This window comes from Streptomyces sp. B93 (genome assembly GCF_018070565.1).
GTDB lineage: Bacteria > Actinomycetota > Actinomycetes > Streptomycetales > Streptomycetaceae > Streptomyces.
On record NZ_JAGPXL010000046.1, the window covers coordinates 1 to 23,366 of the forward strand.

General features: G+C 71.5%; 24 protein-coding genes. 9 read left to right on the forward strand and 15 right to left on the reverse strand.

Annotated features, from left to right (window positions below; all coding sequences use genetic code 11):
• Positions 1–197, forward strand: a 197-nt coding sequence (locus tag KBY47_RS30000; RefSeq protein ID WP_247695452.1) for a cell wall metabolism sensor histidine kinase WalK, incomplete at its 5' end; no start/stop codon positions are given.
• On the opposite strand, the gene KBY47_RS30005 is transcribed toward KBY47_RS30000, so the two are convergent.
• The 6 genes from KBY47_RS30005 to KBY47_RS30030 form a co-directional block, all read right to left on the reverse strand.
• Positions 194–1,153, reverse strand: coding sequence for a formylglycine-generating enzyme family protein (locus tag KBY47_RS30005; RefSeq protein ID WP_210926613.1), 960 nt, complete (start codon positions 1,151–1,153; stop codon positions 194–196). The two genes, KBY47_RS30000 and KBY47_RS30005, sit on opposite strands and share 4 nt — an antisense overlap.
• Before the next feature lie 7 nt (positions 1,154–1,160).
• Complete coding sequence (locus KBY47_RS30010; protein ID WP_247695453.1) at positions 1,161–2,639, reverse strand: sulfatase-like hydrolase/transferase; 1,479 nt, start codon at positions 2,637–2,639, stop codon at positions 1,161–1,163.
• Between the two features lie 74 nt (positions 2,640–2,713).
• Positions 2,714–3,715, reverse strand: coding sequence for an aliphatic sulfonate ABC transporter substrate-binding protein (locus tag KBY47_RS30015; RefSeq protein WP_210926617.1), 1,002 nt, complete (start codon positions 3,713–3,715; stop codon positions 2,714–2,716).
• Positions 3,716–3,735: 20 nt separating this feature from the next.
• On the reverse strand, positions 3,736–4,548 hold the full coding sequence (locus KBY47_RS30020) for an ABC transporter ATP-binding protein (RefSeq protein WP_210926628.1): 813 nt from the start codon (positions 4,546–4,548) through the stop codon (positions 3,736–3,738).
• Positions 4,545–5,432 carry an ABC transporter permease gene (locus KBY47_RS30025; protein ID WP_210926630.1) on the reverse strand — a complete coding sequence of 296 codons (888 nt, stop codon included), beginning with the start codon at positions 5,430–5,432 and terminating at the stop codon, positions 4,545–4,547. Before KBY47_RS30025 ends, KBY47_RS30020 begins: the two co-directional genes overlap by 4 nt.
• Positions 5,419–6,684: an ROK family transcriptional regulator gene (locus tag KBY47_RS30030; RefSeq protein ID WP_210926632.1), complete on the reverse strand. Its 1,266-nt coding sequence runs from the start codon at positions 6,682–6,684 to the stop codon at positions 5,419–5,421. Before KBY47_RS30030 ends, KBY47_RS30025 begins: the two co-directional genes overlap by 14 nt.
• A gap of 304 nt (positions 6,685–6,988) precedes the next feature.
• Here KBY47_RS30030 and KBY47_RS30035 point away from each other — a divergent pair, with 304 nt between their 5' ends.
• Positions 6,989–8,335, forward strand: coding sequence for a family 43 glycosylhydrolase (locus KBY47_RS30035; protein WP_210926634.1), 1,347 nt, complete (start codon positions 6,989–6,991; stop codon positions 8,333–8,335).
• 16 nt (positions 8,336–8,351) lie between these two features.
• Here the strand turns inward: KBY47_RS30035 and KBY47_RS30040 are convergent, their stop codons facing one another.
• The 3 genes from KBY47_RS30040 to KBY47_RS30050 form a co-directional block, all read right to left on the reverse strand.
• On the reverse strand, positions 8,352–9,740 hold the full coding sequence (locus tag KBY47_RS30040; protein ID WP_374103130.1) for an MFS transporter: 1,389 nt from the start codon (positions 9,738–9,740) through the stop codon (positions 8,352–8,354).
• On the reverse strand, positions 9,737–10,219 hold the full coding sequence (locus KBY47_RS30045; RefSeq protein WP_210926636.1) for a MarR family winged helix-turn-helix transcriptional regulator: 483 nt from the start codon (positions 10,217–10,219) through the stop codon (positions 9,737–9,739). The genes KBY47_RS30040 and KBY47_RS30045 overlap by 4 nt, the downstream gene beginning before the upstream one ends.
• An 87-nt stretch (positions 10,220–10,306) precedes the next feature.
• On the reverse strand, positions 10,307–10,630 hold the full coding sequence (locus KBY47_RS30050) for an MmcQ/YjbR family DNA-binding protein (protein ID WP_210926637.1): 324 nt from the start codon (positions 10,628–10,630) through the stop codon (positions 10,307–10,309).
• Between the two features lie 148 nt (positions 10,631–10,778).
• Here KBY47_RS30050 and KBY47_RS30055 point away from each other — a divergent pair, with 148 nt between their 5' ends.
• From KBY47_RS30055 to KBY47_RS30065, 3 genes are all read left to right on the forward strand, one after another.
• Positions 10,779–11,447, forward strand: coding sequence for a class I SAM-dependent methyltransferase (locus KBY47_RS30055; RefSeq protein WP_210926639.1), 669 nt, complete (start codon positions 10,779–10,781; stop codon positions 11,445–11,447).
• A 61-nt stretch (positions 11,448–11,508) separates the two neighbouring features.
• Positions 11,509–12,432: an alpha/beta hydrolase gene (locus KBY47_RS30060; RefSeq protein WP_210926641.1), complete on the forward strand. Its 924-nt coding sequence runs from the start codon at positions 11,509–11,511 to the stop codon at positions 12,430–12,432.
• 61 nt (positions 12,433–12,493) lie between these two features.
• A complete protein-coding gene (locus KBY47_RS30065) occupies positions 12,494–13,237 on the forward strand; it encodes an SDR family oxidoreductase (RefSeq protein WP_210926643.1) in 744 nt (247 codons plus the stop codon).
• Between the two features lie 17 nt (positions 13,238–13,254).
• Here KBY47_RS30065 and KBY47_RS30070 read toward each other — a convergent pair whose 3' ends face one another.
• From KBY47_RS30070 to KBY47_RS30080, 3 genes are all read right to left on the reverse strand, one after another.
• The gene (locus tag KBY47_RS30070) at positions 13,255–13,659 is read right to left on the reverse strand and encodes a DUF302 domain-containing protein (protein WP_210926645.1); all 405 of its coding nucleotides are present in this window, start codon (positions 13,657–13,659) and stop codon (positions 13,255–13,257) included.
• A gap of 76 nt (positions 13,660–13,735) precedes the next feature.
• Positions 13,736–15,121, reverse strand: coding sequence for a rhodanese-like domain-containing protein (locus KBY47_RS30075; protein WP_210926648.1), 1,386 nt, complete (start codon positions 15,119–15,121; stop codon positions 13,736–13,738).
• Between the two features lie 91 nt (positions 15,122–15,212).
• On the reverse strand, positions 15,213–16,451 hold the full coding sequence (locus KBY47_RS30080; protein WP_210926649.1) for an FAD/NAD(P)-binding oxidoreductase: 1,239 nt from the start codon (positions 16,449–16,451) through the stop codon (positions 15,213–15,215).
• Positions 16,452–16,682: 231 nt separating this feature from the next.
• Between KBY47_RS30080 and KBY47_RS30085 the strand changes: the two genes are divergently transcribed.
• Genes KBY47_RS30085 through KBY47_RS30095 form a run of 3 tightly spaced genes read left to right on the forward strand, consistent with a single transcriptional unit; the run spans position 16,683 to position 18,285 of the window.
• A complete protein-coding gene (locus KBY47_RS30085) occupies positions 16,683–16,943 on the forward strand; it encodes a type B 50S ribosomal protein L31 (protein WP_210926652.1) in 261 nt (86 codons plus the stop codon).
• A 44-nt stretch (positions 16,944–16,987) separates the two neighbouring features.
• Positions 16,988–17,110, forward strand: coding sequence for a type B 50S ribosomal protein L36 (gene ykgO, locus KBY47_RS30090; protein WP_210926655.1), 123 nt, complete (start codon positions 16,988–16,990; stop codon positions 17,108–17,110).
• 59 nt (positions 17,111–17,169) lie between these two features.
• Positions 17,170–18,285 carry a MerR family transcriptional regulator gene (locus KBY47_RS30095; RefSeq protein ID WP_210926658.1) on the forward strand — a complete coding sequence of 372 codons (1,116 nt, stop codon included), beginning with the start codon at positions 17,170–17,172 and terminating at the stop codon, positions 18,283–18,285.
• 48 nt (positions 18,286–18,333) lie between these two features.
• Here the strand turns inward: KBY47_RS30095 and KBY47_RS30100 are convergent, their stop codons facing one another.
• Together KBY47_RS30100 and KBY47_RS30105 are read right to left on the reverse strand one after the other, a co-directional pair.
• Positions 18,334–19,524 carry a fumarylacetoacetate hydrolase family protein gene (locus tag KBY47_RS30100; RefSeq protein WP_210926660.1) on the reverse strand — a complete coding sequence of 397 codons (1,191 nt, stop codon included), beginning with the start codon at positions 19,522–19,524 and terminating at the stop codon, positions 18,334–18,336.
• Between the two features lie 34 nt (positions 19,525–19,558).
• The gene (locus KBY47_RS30105; RefSeq protein WP_210926662.1) at positions 19,559–21,295 is read right to left on the reverse strand and encodes an IlvD/Edd family dehydratase; all 1,737 of its coding nucleotides are present in this window, start codon (positions 21,293–21,295) and stop codon (positions 19,559–19,561) included.
• Between the two features lie 76 nt (positions 21,296–21,371).
• Between KBY47_RS30105 and KBY47_RS30110 the strand changes: the two genes are divergently transcribed.
• The gene (locus KBY47_RS30110) at positions 21,372–22,115 is read left to right on the forward strand and encodes a FadR/GntR family transcriptional regulator (RefSeq protein WP_210926664.1); all 744 of its coding nucleotides are present in this window, start codon (positions 21,372–21,374) and stop codon (positions 22,113–22,115) included.
• Here the strand turns inward: KBY47_RS30110 and KBY47_RS30115 are convergent.
• Entirely contained in the window at positions 22,086–23,120 is a 1,035-nt protein-coding gene (locus tag KBY47_RS30115; protein ID WP_210926667.1) for a LacI family DNA-binding transcriptional regulator, read from the reverse strand. The genes KBY47_RS30110 and KBY47_RS30115 overlap by 30 nt on opposite strands.
• Positions 23,121–23,366 lie beyond the last annotated feature (246 nt).

The following is a 23,366-nucleotide window of genomic DNA, read 5'->3' on the forward strand; positions in this document are numbered from 1 at the left end:
TCTCCCCCGAAGACCTGCCCCGCGTCTTCGAACGGTTCTGGCGCGCCGAGGCCAGCCGCAGCCGCACCTACGGCGGCTCCGGCCTCGGCCTGGCCATCGTCGAGGCCATCGTCCACGCCCACCACGGCGAGGTCGGCGTGGCGTCGGAGCCCGGCGCCGGGACCACCGTCACCATCCGGCTGCCGCGCACTTGCTAGACCTGCGGCAGCGCGTCGTTGGCACAGCGGAACCCGAGGTTGCCCGACGACGACTCCGGGGTGTTGGAGGAGCGGGCGGCGACCCGGTAGCGGTTGCAGTAGGAGTCGTGGCAGAGGTAGGAGCCGCCCCGCAGGACCCTGGTGGTGCCGGTCTCCGGGCCGCGCGGGTCGGCCGACGGGGACCGGGCGTAGTAGGTGGGCGAGAACCAGTCGGAGCACCACTCCCACACATTGCCCGCCATGTTCCACAGGCCGAAGCCGTTGGGGCGGTACGACCGCACGGGCGCGGTCGTCACATGGCCGTCCTCGGCGGTGTTGGTGTGCGGGAAGTGGCCCTGCCAGATGTTGCAGCGCCACCGCCCGCCGGGGGTGAGGTCGTCGCCCCAGGCGTAGCGGCGGCCCACGAGTCCGCCGCGTGCCGCGTACTCCCACTCGGCCTCGGTGGGCAGGCGCTTGCCCGCCCACCGGGCGTAGGCGGAGGCGTCGTCGAAGGAGACGTGGACGACGGGGTGGTTCTGCCGACCGTTGATGTCGGAGCGGGCGCCCTCGGGGCGGCGCCAGTGGGCACCGCGCACATTGATCCACCAGGGCGCTCCGGCGGCGTTGCCCAGGACGTCGGCCGAGGGCGCGTCGACCACCAGGTGGAAGACCGCCGAGGAGCCGTACCGTTCGGCGTCGGTGACATGGCCGGTGGCCTTGACGAACGCGGCGAACTGGGCGTTGGTGACAGCCGTCTCGTCGATGTGGAAGGGCTTGAGGCGCACAGGGTGCACGGGTGTCTCGCCGTCGGCCCGGTAGCCCTCGTCGAAGGCGTCGCCCATGGCGAACTCGCCGCCCGGCAGGCGGACCTGCCCGCGTGTCGAGCGCTCGCGCAGGACGGCGGCGGGGGTCGGTGGCGCCACCGTGGAGGGCGCGGCGGCGGCCGGGGTGCAGCAGGGGCGGTGTTCGCCGGTCATGGTGCGCTCAGTCCTCGGCGGAGGTCAGATAGGTGGACTCGTCGAGCCCGCTCAGTGTCGGGTCGTGTCCCACCTGGCCGACGTCGTACATCGATGTCATCCAGTGGTAGAAGTTGTCGCCGCGCGCCCGCAGCACCTCGTACAGGCGGCGCGTCATCCGGGCGCGGACCTCGGCCAGTTCGGGGTGGTCGTGGACGTTCTGGAGTTCGTCGGGGTCGGTCCGCAGGTCGTACAGCTCGTTGACGGAGTCGGGGTTGACGACGAGCTTGTACCGGTCGTCGCGCACCATGCGCTGCGGGTACGGGAAGTGGTGGCCGTGGAACTCGCAGACGATGTCCTCCTCCCACTCCACCTCCTCGCCGCGCACCAGCGGCAGCAGGCTGCGCGAGTCGACCGCGGGCTTGGGGTCGATGCCCGCCAGGTCGAGGATGGTGGCGGTGCAGTCGAGCAGGCTCACGAACTCCGGGCGTACGACGCCGCCGGGCGCGCCGGGGACGCGGAGCAGGCCAGGGGTGCGGTAGATGTCCTCGTACATCGCCGGGCCCTTGTCGTGCAGTCGGTGGGAGCCGGTGAACTCGCCGTGGTCGCAGGTGAAGAACACCGCCGTGTCGTCGACGAGGCCGAGGCGTTCCATGGCCCGCACGACCCGGCCGATCTGCGCGTCGATGAGGGCCACATAGCCCCAGTAGACCGCGATGAGCTTGCGGGTCACCTCGATCGGCATGGTGTCGAAGGTCCAGTGCGCGCTGTAGTTGCGCTGCACCGGCGGTTTGCCGTGGAAGGTCTCCGAGACGGACCGCGGCAGTTCCACGTCCTCGGGGTCGATCAGGTCGAAGTACTCGTCGGGGAGGATGTAAGGCAGGTGCGGTCCGAAGAAGTGCAGCGCCAGGAAGAACGGCCGCTCGTGCTGACGGCTGTCCTCGGCGTACTGCTCCAGCTGTTCGATGGCACGGCTGGCGAGATAGTGCTCGAAGGTAGCCTCGACGGGCTGGTGCAGCCGGGCGGCGAGCAGGTTGCCGGGACCGCCGTTGGGCAGGGTGCCACGGATACGGTCGCTGATCTCGTACGGCGGCAGGTTCCGCTCGGCGAGGTAGGCGAGGTAGTCCGGGTGGTCCACCGGGTTGTGCCAGCCGGGGAGATGAGGGCCGTCGAAGCCGTAGTCGGTCGCGGTCCGGCGGTTGCCGACGTGCCACTTGCCGATGAGGCCGCAGTTGTAGCCGTTCTCGCGGAGCGCCCGCGAGAAGGTGAACTGGTCCTCGGCGAGGTCCTCCAGATAGCCGACGTTGCGTTCGTGGTTGGCGAGCAGTTTGTGTCGGAAGGGTGCCTGTCCGGTGAGCAGGCTGGCGCGGGCCGGGGTGCAGATCGCGGTGGGGGTGTACCAGCGGTCGAAGCGGGTGCCCGTGGCGGCGAGTTCGTCGAGGTGGGGGGTGCGGGCCAGCCGGTTGCCGTAGGCGCCGAGCGTGTCCACCCGGTGCTGGTCGGTCATGAGGAAGAGGATGTTCTTCCTGGACGCGCCGGGCCGGCCGGGCGTACTGGCCCGGCCGGGTGTGCGGGACGAGGTCACTTGCCTGCTCCCGTGAAGAGGTCGCCGGTGTAGTAGGTCTCGGGGTCGACGGGCTCCTTCAGCTTCCCCGTCTCGACGAAGTAGTCGTTCATGCCGGTCAGCCAGGTGGCGATGGTGCCGTCCCGGGTCAGGGAGTCCAGTTCCCCGACGCTGAGCAGCTTGTTGTTGGCGGCGTCGGCCCTGACCTGCTCGACGGGGACGTCGAGCTTGTCGGCCGTGATCTCGATAGCCTCGTCGGTGTGCGTGGAGCGGAAGGCGATGGCCTCGCGCAGCACGGCGAGGACTTTCCCGGCCTTCTCCGGCTGGTCGGCGACCACCTTGTTGCTGGCGACGAACGCGGTGGGGAAGGAGACGTCGTCCTCGAAGTCGGTGTTCTTGGCCAGTTCCCGCATGCCGGGCACCTGCTTCTTGATCGTCGCCGCGGCCGGGTACCAGAAGCCCGCGGCGTCGATCTGCTTGGCGGAGAAGGCGGAGACGATCGTCGACGGGTCCATGGGGACGACCTCGAGGTCGTCCTTGGTCATCCCCGCCTTCTTCAGGGCGAGCGAGAGGATCATGTCGCCGGAGGTGCCCTCGGGAACGGCGACGGTCTTCCCCTTGAGCCCCTGCATCGAGGTGATGCCCGGCTGGGCGATGACCCGGTCGGAATTGCCGAGCGTGTTGATCGCGACGACCTTGGCCTGGCCGGAGGCGGGCAGCCACATGGCGCCCGGGCCTATGTAGCCGAAGTCGAGGTTGTCCGTGCCGAGGGCCTGGATCTGGAGGGGCCCGTTGGTGAAGACCTTGCTCTCCGCGGTGAGACCGTGCTTCTTCCACAGGCCCTTGGCGTCGGCGATGGCGATCAGGCTGGCGCCGTTGAAGTCGTTGATGTAGCCGAAGCGCACCTTCTCGCCCGAGGCGCCGGAGGAGCCTTCGCCTCCGCAGGCGGCCAGGAGCGCCATCGTGGAGAGGCCGACGAGGGCGACGGAATGGTTTCTGCGGGTGGCGCGTGGTGGCATGACGGGGTGTCCCTTCCGGGTCATGTCGTTGCGGGGCTTGCGGCGAGGGCGGTGGCCGTGCGGCCTTCCTGGTGGTAGACGGAGTGCCAGACACGGTTGCGCAGGGCGGCGAACCCGGGGCTGAGGCGGAACTCCTCGTTGCGTTCGACGGCGGGGTCGACCTCGACGACGTCGTAGACGCGCCCGGGGCGGGCCGCCATGACGATCACCCGGTTGGCCAGGAACACGGCCTCGTCCACGTCGTGGGTGATGAACAGCACCGTGCGCTTGTCCCGGCTCCAGGTCTCCAGCAGCTGCTCCTGGAGCTTCACCCGGGTGAGCGCGTCAAGGGCACCGAACGGTTCGTCCATGAGGAGGATCGAGGGATCGACGGCGTAGGCGCGGGCGATGGCGCAGCGCTGGCGCATGCCCCCGGAGAGCGTCTTGGGCAGCGCGTCCGCGAACCGCTCCAGCCCCACCAGTTCGATGAAGTGCTCCGCCCGCGCCCGGCGCTCGGCCCTCGGGACCCCGGTCGTCCGCAGCCCGAACTCCACGTTCTGGCGGACGGTCAACCAGGGGAAGAGGGCGTACTGCTGGAAGATCACCCCGCGTTCGGGGCCCGGCCCGGACACGGGTGCCCCGTCCACCAGGGCACGGCCGGCCGTGGGTATCTCCAGCCCGGCGAGGATGTTCATCAGGGTGCTCTTGCCGCAGCCCGAGGGGCCGACGACGGTGACGAACTCATGGTCCGCGATGTCCATCGACACGTCGTCGAGGGCGGTGAAGGTGTCACGGCCCAGGGCGAAGGTCTTGGTGACGCCCTGGAGGGAGATCTTGGCGGGCTTGCTGGTCATCGGCGTTCCTGCCATCCGGTGAGCTTGCGTTCGGCGAGGAGGAGGACGCGGTCCATGAGCAGACCGAGGACCCCGATCGAGATGAGTCCGACGAAGATGGTCGGCAGGTCGTAGTAGAGCTGGGCGTTCTGCATCCGGTAGCCGAGGCCCTGCTGGGCGGCGATCAGCTCGGCGGCGACCAGCGTGGCCCAGGCCGAGCCGAGCCCGACCCGCATGCCGACCAGGATGAACGGGGTGGAGGCGGGCACGACCACCCGGGCGAAGATCGCCGCGTCCTTGGCGCCCAGCACCCGCGCCGCGTTGATGAGCGTGCGGTCGACGTTCACCACGCCCTGGAAGGTGGAGATCACGCAGGCCAGGAACGCGGCGAGGAAGATCACGAAGATCTTCGGGGTCTCGTCGATCCCCATGACGACCACGGCCAGCGGGATGATCGCCAACGGCGGGATGGTGCGGAAGAACTGGATCCAGGGCTCGATCAGCCCGCGCAGGACGCCGTACCAGCCCATCAGAAACCCGACCGGTACGGCCGCGGCCGTACCGAGGGCGAAGCCGATGAACACACGCGTCAGACTGGCGAGGACGTCCTCGCCGAGCGTGCCGTCCTCGATCAGCGTTCCGGCGCGGGAGACGACCTCGGGCGGGGTCGGCAGCTTGAAGCCCGCGGCGGCCAGCGCCCACCAGATCGCGATGCCCAGGGCGACGGAGACGGCGTTCAGGATCAGGGGGAGCCCGCGCCGCCCCGACCGCGAACGCTCCGGCGTCGTCTTCACGGCCTCCGTGTCGTCTGTGCCGCCCGCGGCGGGCGGACCGGCCGCCGTCCCGGGAGTTTTCTCTGGTACGGGGTGCCCCGCGCGGGCGCCCTTCTTGTCAAGGACGGACATGGGCGGTTCCTTCGGAGAGGGGGTCGCGGGTGCCGGAGTCGCCCTGCGGACCGGCGGTTTCGGGGTACCTCGCCAGCAGCGGCGAGCTGTGGAAGACGGCGGCGAGCGCCCCGATGGCACCGTCGTCGTCGGAGAGCCGTGCCGCCTCGACGACGGGGCCCGCGGACGAGGTCGGGAACAGCTCACCGGCGAGGGTGACGGCGACCTGCTCCACGAGGACCGGCGCCAGCTGCGCGATCTCGCCGCCGATGACGACCTTCGCGGGATTCAGGGCCATCGTCGCCGCTCCGACGACCCGCCCCACCGCCCCGGCGGCCTCCCTCAGCACCCGGTCGGCGACGGGATGCGCGCGGGCCACGGCGTCCGCCAGGTCGCGCAGGCTCTCCAGGCGCAGACCGAACTCCCAGCAGGCCGCGAGGATCGCGGGAACCGAGGCCACCGTCTCCAGGCAGCCGCGTTTGCCGCACCGGCAGGGCCGGCCCGCCGGTTCGACGGTCACATGGCCGAGTTCACCGGCGAGCCCGGCCGAGCCGGTCACCAGATGGCCGCCGACGACCAGCCCGCCGCCGACGCCGTCCGACAGCCGTACGTACACCAGGTCGGCGACGCTCTCGACACCGCTGATCGCCTCGGCGAGGGCGGCGAGCCGGGTGTTGTTGTCGACGATGACCGGTGCGTCGAAGCGCTCGGCGAACGCCACGTCGACGCCTTCCGGCGCCGGGCGGAGCACCGTCCCCACCGAGGTGGCACGCGGCCAGGCCGCCCCCTCGAGGGCCGGGTAGGGGCCCGGTACGCCGATGCCGATGCCCTGGAGCGCCCCGAAGTGGACCCCGGCCTCCGTGGTCAGCCGTTCCACCAGGTCGAGCGCCAGCCCGGTCCGCGTCTGCCAGGACGCGGCATCGTCGTAGCGGACGGACCCCGAGACCATGATCTCGTGGGAGGCGTCGGCCACGACGACGTGAACGCGTCGGTGACCGAAGTCGACCCCCATGAACTGCGCGGACGCCGGGTCGAGCGCCAGCCGCTCGGCGGGGCGGCCACTGCCCTCGCGCCGGGAGGCGTCGGTGTCCACGACGACGATGGCGCCTCGTTGCAGGAGGTTCCCGGTGATCTCGGAGAGGGTGGTGCGGGACAGGCCCACGACACGGGCGATCTCGCCGCGGCTCATGGCACCGTTCTCTTGCAGCGCACGCAGTACGCGCTCCTCATGGGTGCGCCTGACCAGTGCGTGCACTCCGGTGGGCATCTGCATGCCGGTCAACGTAAGGAGGCCGCATTTTTCCGTCAACACTCCGACGGAAAGTTTGGAAAACATGGCTCCGGCGACCCGCCGATGCCCGTGGTCGAGCGTGTCCGATGGCCGCTACTCGTTAACACCGCACGTCAAGCCCGGTGTTATCTGATTGTGACCCTTCGAGGTCGCTGTCAGATCCCCCACCCGACCTGCGAGATTCCCCCTCGCATGGGTCACTCCGTCACCACCCCGAACCCGGATTATTTATTCGGCCTGTTGACGTAAATCGACGGTCGTTCTCATGCTGTGCGGCATGTCACCCATGAGTACCAATGACAGAGCGCTGCGCCGACGGTCCCTGCTGGGCGGAGCCGCCGGTCTGGGAGCGGCGGCGGCCCTGCCCGGGACCGCCGCCCACGCGGCGCCCGTGCCGTCGGAGGCCGCCGCGTCGGCGCGGCGCCACCCGTCCAACTGGCCCGACCCCGAACCGTACGGCGTCGCCGACACCCGGCCGGACCTCTGGCCCCGCGCGGACAACTCCCTCGTCCTGCCCCTGGAGTTGCGGCCACGCGACCGGGAGCGGGGCACGGTGTGGATGCGGGACACCTACGTCAACTGCTTCGTCGTCGACGGCCGCCCCCTCTACGTGGCCACCGGCACCACCCGCGTACCCGGACTCCCCGCCGCCGGTCCGTGGAACGACGGCATCTTCGTCTGGACCTCCCCGTCCCTGAACGGCCCCTGGAGACTGGTCGACACCACCCGCATCCGCCCCGATGCCGAGAAGGGCAAGGTCTGGTCACCGGAGTTCGTCACGGAGAACCGGCCCGGCCGCACGGTCGTGGCCCCCTGGCAGGAGTACTGGCACGACGACCGGTTCGGCAAGCGCGGCCAGGCGTGGGCCCCGGAACTGCACCACTTCAAGGGCAGGTGGTATCTCGTCGCCTGCATGGGCGACCACTCCCGCAAGGTCGGCTCGTTCATGCTGGTGAGCGAGGGCGGGGTCGAGGGCCCCTACCGCCTTGTCGAGGGCAACCTGGGCAAGCCGTTCGGCGAGTCCTTCATCGGCGGGCCGAACTTCATCGAGCCCGGCGCCTACCACCACATCGACGGCGGCCTCTACACCGAGGGCGACGACGCCTGGCTCGTCCTGCACAACGACCTCTACGCCAGGTTCCGCGACGACATGGAGGACATCGTCCCCACGACGGACCTCCCGAGGTTCCAGCAGACGCCGTACGCCCCCGAGCCGTACCTCGAAGGCGCGTACGTGTTCAAACACGGCGGCAGGTACTACCTGCTGCACGCCGCGTGGGACCGGACCTCGGTCGACGCCTACGGCAGTGTCCGCAACGCCTACGACCCGCCCGCGGCGGGGCGGGTGCAGTACCAGTACGACGCGATCGTCGCCGTCTCCGACCGCTTCGAGGGCCCCTACTCCGAGCGGTGGACGCTGGGGGTCGGCGCGGGCCACAACAACATCTTCCGGGACCACCACGGCGACCTCTGGGCGACGTTCTTCCGCAACCCCGCGGCGGGCTACTGGGCGGCACCCTCGCGCGTCGACGAGGCGGCCGTGCCCGGTGTCGTTCGGCTGGAATGGACCGGCCCCGGCAACGACCGCCTGTACGTCAAGCGCCGCGACCCCCGCCACACCACGGACGGCTGACGCCCCCGCGCCCCGCTCATGTGTCGCGGCCGACCCGGCCCAGTGACCGGTCCGCGACGCACGCGAGCAGGAACACCGCCGTCACGCCGACGAGCAGCCAGGCCATGGAGTGCAGTCCCGCACTGGTGGCGCCGTCACGGAAGAACACCGCGTTCGCCGCCGAGGCGAACAGCGCCCCGAGGTACATGAACGTACGCAGCAGTCCGGCCGATGAGCCCATGCGGGCCGGGTCGGCCTGCGCGTACAGCGCGTTCTGGTTGGCCAGTCCGATCAGGCCGTGGGGGATGCCCACGGCCGCGCTGAGCAGGACGAGCAGCCAGACCGGGCTGTCGCCGCCGAGCAGCAGCAGGGCGGCGACGCCCAGGCACTGGCAGACGGCGCCCACGACCAGCTTGCCCCGGACCTGCCCCCGGCGTCCCGTCAGCGCGGTGACACCGATGGCGGTCGCCGACAGCGGCAGCAGAAGCAGACCGGCCTGGGACGCGTTCAGCCCCCGGCCCTCCTGCAACCACTGACTGTAGCCGTAGAAGAAGGCGTACGACGTGGTGTAGGCGAGGAGTTGTCGGGTGAACGTGGCGAGGAGGGGTATGTTGCCGCCGAGGACCCGCAGGTCCATGAACGGCTCGTCCGTGCGGAGTTCACGGCGGACGAACACGGCACCCGTCACCAGGCCGAGCACCGGCAGGTACCAGTGGGCGGCGGCCGGGTCCATCAGGAAGAACATGAACGCCGTCAGGGACCCGGCGAACAGCAGCATGCCCGTGGTGTCGGTGCGTGTCGCCCTGGCCGGGGGAGTGGCGCGCGGCAGCCACAGCGCGCCCAGGACGAGGCAGGCCAGCGACAGCGGCACATTGATGCCGAAGATCAGGTGCCAGCCGCCGGTGCCGATCAGGAGGCCGCCGAGGGCTGGTCCGACGACCGCGAAGACCTGGTTGGAGATCGACAGCGCCGTCAGGACACCGCTGGGGCTCTTCTCGCCGGTGCGCTCGGACTCGGAGCGCAGCAGCGACATCGAGGCCGGGAAGGCCGCCGAGGTCCCGAACCCGAGCAGGACGCGGGAGGCGACCAGCACCCACAGGTTCGGCGCGAGGGTGCCCAGCAGTCCGGCGGCGCCGACCAGGGCGGTGCCCAGCAGATAGAGCCGCCGCGGCCCGAACGTGTCCACGAGCCGGCCGATCACCGGCTGGCCGACTGCCGTCGCGAGGTAGAGGCCCGAGACCAGCCAGGCCGTCTGCGAGGGCGGCGCGTCGAAGGCGCGGCCGATGGGGATCAGCGCGACCGCGAGCATCGAGGAGTTGACCGGGTTCAGGACCGAGCCAAGGATCATGAGCGCGATCAGGCGCCGGTCGAAGCCGCTCCGCTCGCCCTGCCGCGGCCCGTGTGACCGTCGGGCGAGCCGGGTCACGCCTGCGCCACCCTGTCGAGCAGTGCCATGGCGGTGATGACGGCCCGCACCTCGTCCTCGGTGCCGTGCTCCTGGAGGGCCCGGGCGAGCCACTCCTGACGCGCGAGGCGGTCGCCCCGGCGCCGCTCGTACCCGCGTTCGGTGAGCGAGACCAGCTGGCGGCGCCCGTCGTCGGGGTCCTGACTGCGGACGACGAGCCCCGCCTGTTCCAGGGCGAGCACGGTCTTGGCCATCGACTGCGGCCGTACGCCCTCGGCGGCGGCGAGATCACTGGCGGAGGCGGGGCCGTTGCGGGCGAGGCGGCGCAGGACGGAACTCTGCGGCGGAGAGGGCTCCCTGTCCTCGTACCGGCCCGGGTTCACCGCTTCCTCGGCGGCCTCCAGCGCCCGCAGCTTGCGGCGGATCCGGCTCACCACCACCCAGATGTCGGCGGCCGCCTGGAGCGCGGCCTCGGTCAGGGGTTCCTCGTCCGTGGTCATACCCCGAGAGTAGATCGACAGCCCAGGCTGTACAACCTGGGCTGAAGAAATAACGCCGGACGATGCCCCGGCCCAGGCAGGCGGGAATCAGGGCTCTTTCGCGACGAAGACACGAGCCTCGTCGATCAGATCGACCCACAGGGTCTCGTCCCGGTCGCTGACGAGGACCCACTCGCGGAAGGTCCGCCCGGCCGGGGCGAACGGACTGCCGACGCCCGCCTCGATGAGTTCCTGGACGCGCTCGCGGGGGAGCTTGACGATCAGGTCGCCGGAGCGACGGTCGCAGGAGGCGAAGAACCCGCCCGCCACCCGCAGACAGGGAAAACCCATCATCGTGCCGGTGGCCACGTCGGACCGGGCGAGCGCGGACCTGCTGGTGCGGGTGAAGAAGTCGGTGGGGCGGTCATCCATGGGGCTGTCTCCCGTTCGGGTCGGGTGTGCTGCCGGGCCGTGGACCGACCCCATGATGACGGCGCGCCCCGTCGAACGGGCGGTGGCCGGCCTGGCCGTCGCCGAAATTGCCGGGCCCAAGTCCCCCGCACAGCCCTATGGTTGGGCGATGCGCGCACGCCCTGTTGATCGTCCCGCCGATCTCGACGTGGTCCGTGAGTCCTATGACCGCGTGGCCGACAACTACGCCCACATGGTGGAGACGACGGGAATCGGAGACATCCGCCGCCATCCCTGGCACAAGGCCTCGATCGACGCCTTCGCCGACACCGTGGAAGGGCTCGGGCCGGTCCTCGACGTCGGCTGCGGACCCGGAACGGTGACCGCCTACCTCGCCGAACGCGGACTGGACGTGTCCGGCGTCGATCTCTCACCCCGCATGATCGAGAACGCGCGCCGTCTCCATCCGCACTGCCGCTTCAGCGTCGCCTCCGCCACCGACCTCGACCTCGACGAGGCGTCCCTGGGCGGCGTACTCGGATGGTGGTCGCTGTTCAACCTCCCCCGCGACATCCTTCCCCAGGTCCTCGCCCTGTTCGCGCACGCGCTGAAGCCGGGCGGACACCTCATCACCGCGACCCACGTCGGCGACGAGGACGCCCTGCGCACCGAGGCCTACGGGGGCGTGCCCGTTCGCTGGACGACCCACAAATGGCGCCCGGAACGACTCGTCGGCCTGATCGAGAAAGCGGGCCTGGAAGTGGTCGCCGAACTGCGGCTGCCCCCGGAGGAGTACAGCGGGCCGGGCCTCGTCGTCATGGCCAAGCGCCCCGGCTGAGGCGGAGACGCCGCAGGCCGGCGACAGCGTGAACCCGGAAGCCGAGTGATGAGGAGGGCGCGTGCGATTCGCGCTGGACGCACTGTTCGCCGACGTGCCCGCCGAGCAGATCGACGAAGCCCGCGCCTTCTACCGGTCGAGGGCCGCGGGCCGCGGCCCCGGCACGCCGGAGGAGCTGAAGGAGGCACGGGCGCGGCTGTCCGAGTTCCGGCCGGCCGAGCCGCCCGCCACCGAGGAGACGATCGAGGCGCGGGAACGGCGCGTCCCCGTCCGGGTCCTCACCCCTGCCGACGGCCCGCCGCGGGGCGTCTACCTGGACATCCACGGAGGCGGGTTCTACATGGACCGCGCCGCGCGGGGAGACCGGCGCAACCGCGACCTCGCCGACGCCCTGAACGTCGTCGTGGTCAGCGTCGACTACCGGCTGGCCCCCGAGCACCCCTGGCCCGCGGCCCCCGACGACTGCGAGGCGGCGGCGCTCTGGCTCGTCGAAGAAGCCGAAGCCCGCTTCGGGACGTCCCGACTCGCCATCGGCGGAAGGTCCGCGGGCGCCACCCTCGCCCTGACGACCCTGCTCCGGCTGCGCGACAGGGGCGCCGACACCGTCGGCCGGTTCACCGGCGCCGCGCTCGAGTACGGGACGTACGACCTGAGCGCACGGACCCCGGCCGGACGCCGGATCGCGGACGAGTACTTCATCCAGGCGTACGTCGGCCAGGTCGAGGACCGCACCGCCCCCGACATCTCCCCCCTCTACGGCGACCTGCGCGGGCTTCCTGCCACGCTGCTCGTCGTCGGGGCCGCGGACGTGTTGCTGGAGGACAACCTGGCGCTGGCGTGCCGGTTGTCGGCGGCCGGGAACGACGTCGAACTGCGCGTCTACCCCGAGTCGCCCCACGGTTTCACCGGCCACCCCACGGCACTGGCCAGGACGGCCCTCGGCGGCGTCCACACCTGGCTGCGCGACCGGATCACACGGCCGTAGGAACGAAGGTGCGGCCGTTCCCCGAGTTGCCGGGGGGAGAGAGGGGAGCACGATGGGCACCATGAGAGTCGCTGTCGCCGGGGCAACCGGGAACATCGGGGCCCGCACCACCGCCGCACTGGAGCGGAACGGGCACGAGGTCGTGCGCATCAGCCGCCGACTGGGCGTGGACCTGATCACCGGGGAGGGCCTCGACGCCGCGCTGGCCGGAGCCGACGCCGTCGTGGACGCCATGAGCTACGAGGGAGCCGACCGGGACGATGCGGTGGCGTACTTCGGCACCAGCACCCGGAACCTGCTCGCCGCCGAGGAACGGGCGGGCGTCCGTCATCACGTCCTGCTCTCCATCGTCGGCATCCACCGGGTGGACGGCAACGCCCACTACGCGGGCAAGCGCGAGCAGGAGCGCCTCGTGAGCGAGGGGCCGGTGCCGTGGACGATCGTCCCCTTCACCCAGTTCCACGACTTCGCGGCGACGGTCACGGCCTGGACCGAGCAGGACGGTACGGCCACGATCCCACCGCTGCTCGTCCAGCCCATCGCGCCCGACGACGTGGCCGACGTCCTCGCCGAGATCGCCACCGGCACCCCGCGAGGACGCCACCGCGACGTCGCCGGCCCTGAGCCACAGGACCTGGTGGACATGGCCCGCCGCACCAACGACGCGCGCGGCCACACGGTCAAGCTGGTGCCGACATGGTCGACACTGCTCGGCCCGGAGATGGCGGGCAACGTGCTCCTGCCCGACGACGACGCCCGTATCGCGCCCACCACCTTCGACGAGTGGCTCACGGACCCCCGTTAGCCGGCACCGCCGTCGGATCAGCCCTGCGTGTCACCCGAGTCGAGCGCGGCGAGGGCGGCGTCGAGCCGACGGGTGGCCTCCTCGGCCACCGGGCGCAGGGCGTCGAGTTCGGTCAGGGCGACCATGGTGTTCGGATCGAGCGCCTGTACGGCCGTACGGTCGCCGTCGCGGCGGACGACGACGTTGCAGGGCAGCAGCAGACCGATGGAGCGGTCGGTCTCCAGGGCGCGGTGGGCGAGCGGGGGGTTGCAGGCCCCGAGGATGACGTAGTCCTCCATGTCGTGGTCGAGCTTGGCCTTGAGCGTGGCGGTGACATCGATCTCGGTGAGGATGCCGAAGCCCTGGGCGGCGAGGGCGTCGCGGACCCGGCTGACGGTGGTGGCGAAGTCGGAGTCGAGGTGCACGGTGCGGTCGTAGCGCATGATGGTGGCCTGTCCTGGTGGTCGGTCGGCGGGCGGGGGTCGACACCCATGAGTACCCATGAATCGTCGCGCCGGATCAGGCGTCCACCCGTGCGGGCTGGGCGAGCCAGGCGCCGTAGCCGCCGAGCAGGTCGGAGACGTCGGCGAGCCCCTTGTGGCGCAGCAGGCTCGCGGCGATGGACGAGCGGTGCCCACCGGCGCAGTGGACCACGAGCGGCCGGTCGGCCGGGATCTCGTCGATACGGCGGGACAGCTCGGCCAGCGGGATGTGCAGCGAACCCTCAATGAAGCCCTCCTCGCGCTCGCCGCAGTTACGCACGTCCAGCACCAGGGGAGGCTCGGCACCGTCGAGCAACCCGCGCAACTCGTCCACGGTCAGACGGCTCGCCCTCGTCATCTCCTCGGCCAGCGCGGGGAACGCACCCTCGGGTTCGCGCAGATAGCCGCCGACCTTGTCGAAGCCGATCCGCGCGAGGCGGGTGACGACCTCCTCCTCGCGGTCCTGCGGTGCGATCACCACGACCTCCTCGTCGGGGGAGACGACCATGCCCGACTGCTCGGCGAAGCGGCCGTCCGCGGGCACGTTGACCGAGCCGCGCAGGTGTCCGGGTGCGAAGTCCTGCGGCGAGCGGGCGTCGAGCACGACCGCTCCCGCCGCGCGCCGCTCCATGAACTCCCCGACCGACAGGGGCCGCGGCGCGGCGGCCGCGTCGTAGAGGCCGTGCTCCTTGCGGTTGAGGATGGCGTCGTAGACGAAGTAGGCGGGGGCGGACGGCTGACCGGCCGTCACCAGTTCCACGAACCGGTCCCGGCTCATCGGGCGGCAGGCGTAGTTGGTGGCGCGCTGCTCACCGATGGTGGACTGGCGCTGGGTGGAGAGGTTCTTGCCGCAGGCGGACCCGGCGCCGTGCGCGGGGAAGACCCGGACCGGGTCGGGCAGGGCCATCAGCTTGTTGTGCACGGTGTCGTAGAGCATCGTGCCGAGTTCCTCGGCGGTCACCCCGATGGAGGCGAGCAGGTCGGGGCGGCCGACGTCGCCGATGAACAGCGCGTCGCCGGTGAGCACGCCGTAGGGCACGGTGTCGTCCCGGTGCTCGTACACCAGGACGCTGACCGACTCAGGGGTGTGACCGGGGGTTTCGAGGATCTCCAGTGTCACGTCACCGAGGCTGATGCGCTCCCCGTCGGTCAGCTTGCGGATGGGGTACTCGGCCTCGGCGCGCTGCCCGTAGCCGATCCAGGCGCCGGTGCGGTCGGCGAGTTCCAGGTGTCCGGCGAGGAAGTCGGCGTGGAAGTGGGTGTTGACGACGGCCTCGATGGTGAAACCGTGGGTGGCGGCGTCGGTGACGTACTCGGTGACGTCCCGGCGCGGGTCCACGACGACGGCCCTGCCGGTGGTCTCGTCGGCGATCATGTAGGACGCGTGGGAGAGGCAGTCCAGGTAGTACTGGGCGAAGAACATGGTTCGGTGACCTCCGGTGTCGGGAAAGGGGTCGAGACGGCTGGGGGCAATGTGGGCAATACCCACGGGGGTATACGGGAAGGGGTCTGGGTCAGAGGCGGCCGGTCATCATGCCGTGCCAGTACACCGGCGGCAGCACGTACCGCTTGAACACCCACATGTCGCGCCGTTCCTTGAACGTGTTGATCAGCGGGAACGTGGGCGCGGGCCGCAGGTCGTAGTCGAACTCGGCGAGCAGCATCCGGTCGCGGGCCGTCACCAGCGGGCAGGACGTGTAGCCGTCGTACCGGTGCGAGGGGGCGCGCCCCTTCATCACGTCCAGCAGGTTCCCCGCCACCACCGGCGCCTGCTTGCGCACCGCCGCGCCGGTCTTCGACGTGGGCAGGTGGGCCACGTCGCCGACCGCGAAGACGTTCTCGTAGGCCGGGTGACGGAGGGTGTACTTGTCGGTCGCGACGAAACCCTGCGGGCTCGCCGGGTCGGCCAGGGGGCTCGCCTTGATCCAGTCGGGTGCGCTCTGCGGTGGAACGGCGTGCAGGAGGTCGTAGTCGATGATCTCCTCGGTGCCGGTCGTGTGGTCGGTGACGGTCGCCTTGCGGGCGTCGCCGTCGACGGCGGTCATCTCCGAGCGCAGCCGCACCTCGATGCCGTACCGGTCGGCCACCCGCTCCAGGACCCGGGACCAGGCGGGCATCTTGAACAGGGTCGGGTCGGGGATGACGAGGACGATCCGGATGTCGTCGAGCACCTTGTGCCGGCGCCAGTAGTCGGCTGCCAGGTAGGCGATCTTCTGCGGGGCGCCGCCGCACTTGAGAGGGGTCGCCGGGTGGGTGAGGACGGCCGTGCCGGAGCGCAGCCGCCGGATCAGCTCCCAGGTGCGCGGGGCGTACTCGGGCGCGTAGTTGCTGCTCACGCGGTCGTGGCCGACGGCTTCGGACAGGCCCGGGACGCCGTCCCAGTCGAGTTGGAGACCGGGGGCCAGGACCAGGTGGTCGTAGCTGAGTACGTCGCCGCCGGACAGGGCCACCGTACGGGCGTCCGGGTCGACGGCGAGGGCGCGTCGGCGGATCCAGCGGACACCGTCGGGTATGAGCGAGCCTTCGGGGCGGCGTGAGCTGCGCAGGGGTGCCTGGCCGCCGCCGACCAGGGTCCACAGGGGTTGGTACCAGTGTGTGTCAGACGGTTCGATCAGGGTGACGTCGCTGACGCCCGCGCGGCGCAGACGGGCCGCGACGCTGATTCCGGCGGTGCCGCCGCCGACGACGGCGACGCGGTGGCGGCCGGAGTGCGAGGCGCCGGTGGACGAGGGGGTGGCGGTCTCGGGAGCCACTTGGTTGCCTCCTCAAATACCCCGGGGGGTTTCTTGTCGGCGAGCGTACGGTGACTCGGGACGTCTCGTCAAATACCCCCTGGGGTATCAGGGTGGGCGCTCTCGCCATGAGCCGGAAGGCCCGGTCACGGGCTCGGGAATGCCCGGTGGGGTGACGGTGTTCTGAGGGATGTCTGACATGGCTGAGTCAATCGACTCGGATGTGAGACGGTTCCAGAGGAGGGACGTTCCATGAGGTCCGGCATCCACCCCGTCTCCCGCCCCGTCGTCTTCCGCGACCGCGCCTCGGGGTTCCAGCTGCTCACCCGCTCGACGCTCGACAGCCGGCAGACGGTCGAGTGGGAGGACGGCGTCACCTACCCGGTCGTCGACGTCGAGATCTCGTCGGCGAGCCACCCGTTCTACACCGGCAAGTCACGCGTCGTGGACACCGCGGGCCGCGTCCAGCGTTTCGAGCGGCGCTACGGCCCTACGACCGCGGCACGCGGCTGACAGCCGTCCATTCGACCCGTTCGACCTCCCGAGAGGAGACCCTCATGAAGGTGCGCAAGTCGTTGCGTTCGCTGAAGACCCGGCCCGGCGCCCAGGTGGTCCGGCGACGGGGCGTTACCTTCGTCATCAACAAGAAGGACCCCCGCTTCAAGGCCCGCCAGGGCTGATCCCGCGCGCGGGCCGAGCACTTGACCCTCACGCGGCGTCATACGGCATCGTCGGGGACGTGGAGGAACACCTGACCGTGGGACGCGTCGCCGAGCTGGCCGGTGTCAGCGTCCGCACGCTGCACCACTACGACGCCATCGGTCTCGTACGGGCGTCCGCCCGGACCGCGGCCGGATACCGGGCCTACTCGGCGGCCGACGTGGAGCGGCTGCGGGACGTGCTCGCCTACCGGCGGCTGGGCTTCGGGCTGCGCGAGATCGCGGATCTGGTCGACGACCCGGCCACCGACGCGGTCGCCCGCCTGCGCAGGCTGCGCGGCCTGCTCCTGGACCAGCGGGACCGGGCCGCCGCCATGGTCACGGCCATCGACAGGGAACTGGAGGCGCGGGCGATGGGGATCAGGCCGACGTCGGAGGAACGACTGAGAGCGTTCGGACCGCAGTTGTACGACGCCATCGGGCCGGCCTACCCGGCGACCCGCCGCACCGAGCCGCGCATCGCCGCGAGGGTCTGGGAGGCGCTCGGGGACGCCCGGACGGTACTCAACGTCGGGGCGGGCACCGGCTCCTACGAGCCCCTCGACCGCGAAGTGACCGCGGTCGAACCGTCGGCGGTGATGCGGGCGCAGCGTCCCGAGGGCGCCGCCCGGTGCGTGGCCGCCGCCGCGGAGAGCCTTCCGTTCGCGGACCGGTCCTTCGACGCCGCGATGGCCTTCAGCACCGTCCACCACTGGCGGGACCCCATCGCCGGGCTGCGCGAGATGCGGCGCGTCGCCCGCCGCGTGGTGGTGTTCACGCACGACGCCAGCGACACCGGCTGGCGGCACCGGTTCTGGCTCACCCGCGACTACCTGCCCGAGGTCGCCGGGCTGGTGGCCGGCCGTCCGTCGGTGGACCGGCTGGCCCGGGCGATCGGGGCGCGCATCGAGCCGGTCCTCATCCCGTGGGACTGCGCCGACGGCTTCCTGGAGGCGTACTGGCGCCGGCCCGAGGCGTACCTGGACGACCACGTGCGCCGCGCCGTGTCGGTGTGGACCAGGGTCGGGCCCGAGGCCGAGCGGCGGGCGGTGGACGGGCTGCGCCACGACCTCGCCTCGGGCCGGTGGGCCGAACGCAACCGCGACCTCGTCGACCTCGACGCGGCGGAGCTGGGCCTGCGCCTGCTCGTGGCCTGAACGGTCGGGCGACGGGGGTCCGCTCGGCGGGCCGACCGCGCCACGGCGTCACAGCATGCCGCGGCGGGCCAGGCTGCGCATCAGGGCCCGCACGCCGAACGACCACGGCGCCGCCTCCTCGCTGGGCACGACGGTGTTGACCAGGGCGCCGAGCGGCGGGCTGGAGATCCGTACGACGTCGCCGTGCTGGTGGGTGAAGCCCGCGCCGGGTGCGTGCCGGTCCTCGGTGGGCGCGAACAGGGTGCCGGTGAACAGCACGAACCCGTCCGGATACTGGTGGTGCGGGCCGTGTGTCGCGGCCACCAGGTCCAGCACGTCGCGGCTGATCTCGCGCATCGAGCTGCTGCCCTCAAGGACGTATCCGTCCGCGCCGTCGACGCGCAGGCCGATGTCGAGGCCCCGTACGGTGTCGAGGCCGAAGCCGTCGTCGAGCAGCCGCACGAACGGCCCGATCGCGCAGGAGGCGTTGTTGTCCTTGGCGCGGGAGAGCAGCAGCGCGCTGCGTCCCTCGATGTCGCGGAGGTTGACGTCGTTGCCGAGGGTGGCGCCGCGCACCCGGCCCCGGGAGTCGACGACGAGGACGGCCTCGGGCTCGGGGTTGTTCCACACCGAGTCGGCGAGCACGCCGATGTCGGCTCCGGTGCCGACCGCGGACAGCACCGGGGCCTTGGTGAACACCTCCGGGTCCGGCCCGATCCCGACCTCCAGGTACTGCGACCACAGTCCCTCGGCGACCAGCAGTTCCTTGACCTCGACGGCCTCCGGCGTCCCGGGCCGCAGCCCGTCGAGCGCGCCGCCCACCGCCCGCCGGACCCGCTCCCGCACCCGGGCCGCCCGCGCGGGATCGCCGCCGGCGCGCTCCTCGATGACGCGCTCCAGCAGACTCCGGGCGAAGGTGACACCCGCCGCCTTGATCACCTGGAGGTCGATGGGGGCGAGCAGGTGAGGGGTGTCGCGCCGGCCGTTCGCGGTCGCGTCCAGCAGCTCGTCCAGCGGCCAGAGACGGCCGCCGGTGGCCTCCCGGACGACTCTGGCAGCGTCGTCGCGTTCCAGCAGGTCGGAGACGGTGGGCGCGAGCGCGGTCAGGTCCACGACCCGCTCGCCGCGCACCGCGGCCACACACGGCCCGTCCCACTCCGGGTCGTGGACGCGGGCGACGAGTACGGCCCGGTCGGCGTCGTCCGGCAGGACGGAACCGGGCGTGAGGGCGGGACGGGGGCGGGACGCTGCCGATTCCACGCTGGTGGTCTCCGGGGTCGGGGCAGTGGGGGACTCAGTGGGAGTCGCGGGGGACTTCATGGCCGCGGCTGCCGCGCAGGAAACCGAAGTCGGCTCCCTGGTCGGCCTGTTCGACGTGCTCGGTGTAGAGCCAGGTGTAGCCGCTGGTGTACCGCGGCTCGGGCGCCCGCCACTCCTGTCGGCGCCGCCCGAGTTCGGCGTCGGTCACGTCCAGCCGCAGGGTGCGGTTCGGCACGTCGAGGACGATCGGGTCGCCGTCCCGCACCAGGGCCAGGGGGCCGCCGACGGCCGCCTCGGGGGCCACGTGCAGCACCACGGTCCCGTACCCGGTGCCGCTCATCCGGCCGTCGCAGACCCGCACCATGTCCGTCACGCCCGCCTTGAGCAGCTTGGCGGGCAGCGGCACGTTGGAGACCTCGGGCATGCCGGGGTAGCCCTTGGGACCGGCGTTGCGGATGACGATGACGGTGTTCTCGTCGACGTCGAGGTCCGGATCGTCGGCGACCGCGTGGTACGCCTCGGGGGAGTCGAAGACGCGTGCCGGGCCCCGGTGGGTGAGCAGGTGCGGTGAGGCGGCCGACTGTTTGATCACCGCGCCGTCGGGGCACAGGTTGCCGCGCAGCACGGCGGTACCGGTCCCGGCAGGCTGGAACGGGGCGTCGAGGCCCGTGATGACCTCGGGACCGAAGTTCTCGGCGTCCGCGACGTTCTCGGCGACACCGCGGCCGGTGACGGTGATCTGCCCGCCGTGCAGCAGGCCGCCCCGCAGCAGTTCGGCCATGACGGCGGGCAGCCCGCCCGCGTAACAGAAGTCCTCCATCAGGTACGTGCCGCTCGGCATCAGGTTGACCAGCGTCGGCACCGCGCGCGCCAGGTCGTCGAAGTCCTCCAGGCCCAGGCCGACGCCCACGCGTCCGGCGAGGGCGGTGAGGTGGATGATGGCGTTGGTGGAGCCGCCGATGGCCGCGTTGACCCGGATGGCGTTCTCGAAGGCCTCCCGGGTCAGGATGCGCGAGGGGCGCAGGTCCTCCTCCACCATCCGCACGACGCGCTGCCCCGCCGCCTGCGCGGTCTCCATCCGCCGTGCGTCGACGGCGGGCCAGGCCGCCGAGCCGGGGAGCTGCATGCCGAGCGCCTCGGCCACGCACGCCATGGTGGAGGCGGTGCCCATCGTCATGCAGTGGCCGTGGGAACGGGCCATGCAGCCTTCGGCGAAGAAGCACTCCTCGGCTGTCATCCGCCCGGTCTTGAGGTCCTCCTCGAACTTCCACACATGGGTGCCGGAACCGACGTCCTGGCCGCGGTACTTGCCGTTGAGCATCGGCCCGCCGGTGACCATGACGGCGGGCAGGTCGACGCTGGCGGCGCCCATGAGCATGGCGGGCGTGGTCTTGTCGCAGCCGGAGAGCAGGACCACCCCGTCGAGCGGGTTGGCCCGGATCAGTTCCTCGACCTCCATGGCCATGAGGTTGCGGTAGAGCATGGCGGTGGGGCGCATCAGCGTCTCGCCGGTGGCCATGGTCGGGAACTGGAGCGGGAAGCCGCCCGCCTGCCACACACCACGCTTGACCGCTTCGGCGACGCGGGTCAGGTGGGCGTTGCACGGGGCGAGTTCGGAGGCGCTGGTCGCGATGCCGATGACGGGACGCCCGTCGAACACCTCGTGGCCGAAGCCCTGGTTGCGCATCCACGAGCGGTACAGCATCCCGCCGCGGCCCTCCGCGCCGAACCACGCCTGGCTGCGGCGGCCTGTCGTCCTCGCGTCCGTCATCCGGCTTGCTCCTACGGCTCGTGTGCCGACCATGCGTGATGCCGTACCGTAAATCAATCATTAAATGATTCGATGAATGGCGTCCAGGGGGCGAACGAAGATCGTGGTGGGTTTCCGGACCATGCACCAGCGCGTGGTCGACGAACTGGGGCGGCGGATCGTCGGCGGCGCCTGGGCGCCGGGGCGGGCGCTGCCGGTCGAGGACGCGCTCGCCACCGAGATCGGCGTCAGCCGCGGCGCGCTGCGCGAGGCGGTCAAGGCCCTGGTCGCCAAGGGGATGCTGGAGGTACGCCCGCGGACGGGTACGCGCGTACTGGCGCCGGAGCACTGGAACCACCTGGACCGCGACGTGCTGCGCTGGCAACAGGCCGGAGACCCGGCGGCGTTGCTGCGCGACACGGGTGAACTGCGCCGGATCGTCGAGCCGGAGGCCGCCCGGCTCGCCGCCGAACGGGCCCGGCCCGATGACGTACGCGCCCTGTCCGACGCCCTGGCCGCCATGGAGGCCGCGGCGGCGCGACCCGGGCGCGTCGGCTATGTCGAGGCCGACATCGCCTTCCACCGCGCGCTGCTGGACGCGAGCGGCAACCGCCTGCTCGGCTCCCTGGGGCGCGCGGTCGACATCGCGCTGGAACACAGCTTCCACGTCAGCACCCAGACACCCGGCGCCGTGGAGGCCTCGCTGCCCGCCCACCGCGCCATCGTGGACGCGGTGGCGGCCGGTGATCCCGCGGCGGCGTCGGCGGCCGTGCTGTCGGTCATCGAGGCGGCCGCACAGGAGATCGCCGAGTCACCGGGGCTGCCGCGGGCCCCCGGCTGAGCCCGGCGGTGCCGTCGAGGCGCGTACGACGAGTTCGGTGGCGAGTTCGATGTGGTGGGACTCGGTCTTCTCACCGTTGGCCAGTCGCAGGGCGGTGCGCAGGGCGGCACCGCCCATCTCCCGCAGTGGCTGGCGCACCGTGGTCAGGGGTGGCGAGGCCACCTGGGCGAGATGCGTGTCGTCGAAGCCGACCACGCTCAGGTCCTCGGGGATGCGCAGGCCCCGGGCGCGGGCCGTCTCGATGACACCGAGGGCGATCTCGTCATTGCCCGCGAAGACCGCCGTCGGCGGCTCGGCCATGTCCAGCAGCGCCCCGGCACCGAGCACGCCGGACTCGTACGTGAACTCCCCGGGCCGGACGCAGCCGTCCGGTACCGGCGCTCCCGCGGCCTCCATGGCGGCGCGGTAGCCGTGCATGCGGGCCTGGTTGCACACGGCCATGGCCGGCCCGCCGAGGTAGGCGACGCGGCGGTGGCCGAGGGAGAGCAGGTGCTGGGTCGCCGCCAGGCCGCCGGCGAAGTTGGTCGCCCCGACGCTGGTGACCCGGCTGTCCGGCAGGTGCAGCGGGTCCAGTACGACCAACGGCAGCCCGGCCCGGGCCAGTTCCCTCAGATGCGCCGCGGTGTACACGCTGGTGACCGCGATGACGGCACGCCGCCCGGCGGAGACGAGGTCCCGCGCCCAGTGCGGGGCGTGGGCTGTCTTGCTGATCACCACCGAGGCCCCGGCCTGAGCCGCGGCGTCCATGATGCCCTCCAGTGCCTCGGCCACGTACGACCTGAGGCCGCCCTTGAACTGCACCTCGATCGTCGGGCTCCCCGTCGTCTCCGTGTGGCGGAGCACGGGCGCGAGGTAGTCGTGCCGGTGCAGCAGTTCCTGCACCCGGGCGCGGGTGTGCGGGGCCACTTCACCGCGGCCGTTGACCACCTTGGACACGGTCGCGACGGAGACCCCGGCCGCCTGGGCGATGTCCGCCAAGGTGGTGCGCCTGGCGTTCGGTCGCATCGGTTCCTCCCAGCAGTACGTCCACCGGTGCGGTGAGTGTCTTTCGGCCCGGTGACTCAACACCCGAAAGCTTTCGATTCACGGCTCAGACCTCTCGATACCCGTGCTCGGCCGAGACTACGCAGGTGATCGCCGGGTGACGAGGGGTGCGCACATGCCTTGACAGCACATCAGGCCGAAACCTAACTTTCACGCACTGCTCCATGCGTGAGCCCGACCGGGCCCATTCTCGAAACATTTCGAAAC

Bases quoted from the DNA above. Each gene is read 5' to 3' on its own strand.
- KBY47_RS30070 (WP_210926645.1), bottom strand. From the start codon at position 13,659: ATGCGCTACGACCGCACCGTGCACCTCGACTCCGACTTCGCCACCACC.
- KBY47_RS30085 (WP_210926652.1), top strand. From the start codon at position 16,683: ATGAGGTCCGGCATCCACCCCGTCTCCCGCCCCGTCGTCTTCCGCGAC.
- KBY47_RS30020 (WP_210926628.1), bottom strand. From the start codon at position 4,548: ATGACCAGCAAGCCCGCCAAGATCTCCCTCCAGGGCGTCACCAAGACC.
- KBY47_RS30115 (WP_210926667.1), bottom strand. From the start codon at position 23,120: ATGCGACCGAACGCCAGGCGCACCACCTTGGCGGACATCGCCCAGGCG.
- KBY47_RS30055 (WP_210926639.1), top strand. From the start codon at position 10,779: ATGCGCGCACGCCCTGTTGATCGTCCCGCCGATCTCGACGTGGTCCGT.
- KBY47_RS30045 (WP_210926636.1), bottom strand. From the start codon at position 10,219: ATGACCACGGACGAGGAACCCCTGACCGAGGCCGCGCTCCAGGCGGCC.
- KBY47_RS30005 (WP_210926613.1), bottom strand. From the start codon at position 1,153: ATGACCGGCGAACACCGCCCCTGCTGCACCCCGGCCGCCGCCGCGCCC.
- KBY47_RS30030 (WP_210926632.1), bottom strand. From the start codon at position 6,684: ATGCAGATGCCCACCGGAGTGCACGCACTGGTCAGGCGCACCCATGAG.
- KBY47_RS30035 (WP_210926634.1), top strand. From the start codon at position 6,989: ATGAGTACCAATGACAGAGCGCTGCGCCGACGGTCCCTGCTGGGCGGA.
- KBY47_RS30065 (WP_210926643.1), top strand. From the start codon at position 12,494: ATGAGAGTCGCTGTCGCCGGGGCAACCGGGAACATCGGGGCCCGCACC.
- ykgO (WP_210926655.1), top strand. From the start codon at position 16,988: ATGAAGGTGCGCAAGTCGTTGCGTTCGCTGAAGACCCGGCCCGGCGCC.
- KBY47_RS30050 (WP_210926637.1), bottom strand. From the start codon at position 10,630: ATGGATGACCGCCCCACCGACTTCTTCACCCGCACCAGCAGGTCCGCG.
- KBY47_RS30010 (WP_247695453.1), bottom strand. From the start codon at position 2,639: ATGACCGACCAGCACCGGGTGGACACGCTCGGCGCCTACGGCAACCGG.
- KBY47_RS30110 (WP_210926664.1), top strand. From the start codon at position 21,372: ATGGCGTCCAGGGGGCGAACGAAGATCGTGGTGGGTTTCCGGACCATG.
- KBY47_RS30105 (WP_210926662.1), bottom strand. From the start codon at position 21,295: ATGACGGACGCGAGGACGACAGGCCGCCGCAGCCAGGCGTGGTTCGGC.
- KBY47_RS30015 (WP_210926617.1), bottom strand. From the start codon at position 3,715: ATGCCACCACGCGCCACCCGCAGAAACCATTCCGTCGCCCTCGTCGGC.
- KBY47_RS30025 (WP_210926630.1), bottom strand. From the start codon at position 5,432: ATGTCCGTCCTTGACAAGAAGGGCGCCCGCGCGGGGCACCCCGTACCA.
- KBY47_RS30075 (WP_210926648.1), bottom strand. From the start codon at position 15,121: ATGTTCTTCGCCCAGTACTACCTGGACTGCCTCTCCCACGCGTCCTAC.